Genomic DNA, 1,035 nt, shown 5'->3' on the forward strand with positions numbered 1-1,035 from the left:
TCTCCCGTCACAGAATTACCTGAGAAAGCAGCCAACCTAAGGTTGATATTGCCTGCTTCAGGCCATGTGAAGTCAATCTCTTCCAGGGCATCCTGAACTGTTGATTGACCGAATATCTGTTCGTCCTCATCAATTTGGGCATCATTGTCCGCATCATCCCATAATATAAAAGATGTTCCTGCGTCAAAATCCTCAGCTTCATATGAAGCTGTGGCTTCCTGCCCGGCATACCAGGGACCGGCAGGCGAGGTAGATGATATAAAGACTTGCGCCCCTGCCTCAAAACCAATAAAGCCTACGAGCATCGTAAGCACCAGCGCCTTGAGGTAGCGTGTTTTTTCTTGTATGTAGTTTTTCATATTTGTATCTTTTTATTTAAAAATTCAAAAACTTAAAGCCTATTTTAATAGAATTGGCTGTAGTCAAAAATCCAAAGTTATCCGTGGTGGATTCCTGCCACAATTCACCATCTACTGATACCTCAGCATTCTTTTGGTAGATGTACTGAAAGCCTACTTCCCCTCCTATATAAAACCTGGAGTTGAAATGGTATTCCACACCGGCAGAAACCCTTGCTCCCAATTGGAAATAACCCCTGTTGCTAATAAAAGCAGTAGGGCTGCTTGGTATACTTGCTGCTCCTACTACGCTTGGGCCTGTTGATGATGAATAGTTAGCGATGCGATGGCCAACCATTAAATCAGCTGCTCCATAAGCTCTGAAGGCACCTTCATTGACCAGGTGGTATTCAAAACCCGGCATGATACTGTAGGAACTGTTGTTCACAACTACATCTGGCGTGGTTTGAGTGTTGTCAAGGTTCATTGCTATTCCCAGGCGCACTGCCATGATGTCATTTAAGAAAAATCTCGTCCTGAACTCAGAAAAGTTCAATAAACCTCCTCCTGTATTAAAGGGGGAACCTGTTAATTCGATGAGCAAATCACCGGAACCTGCGCCTCCGGAACTACTTTCCCCCGAGCTCTCGCTCTGGGCAAATACAGGTCCCGATGCCATCAGAATTCCAGCAAAAAG

2 protein-coding genes are annotated in these 1,035 nt (G+C 44.8%); both read right to left on the bottom strand.

The features are described from left to right. Window positions 1-359 (bottom strand): hypothetical protein (locus JKA74_RS20640; protein WP_201433140.1); only part of this gene is annotated, 359 nt, incomplete at its 3' end. 16 nt (window positions 360-375) lie between these two features. Further along, window positions 376-1,035, bottom strand: a 660-nt coding sequence (locus JKA74_RS20645; protein ID WP_201433141.1) for a BT1926 family outer membrane beta-barrel protein, incomplete at its 5' end; no start/stop codon positions are given.

Source organism: Marivirga aurantiaca, from assembly GCF_016679925.1.
In the GTDB taxonomy this organism is placed as follows: domain Bacteria; phylum Bacteroidota; class Bacteroidia; order Cytophagales; family Cyclobacteriaceae; genus Marivirga; species Marivirga aurantiaca.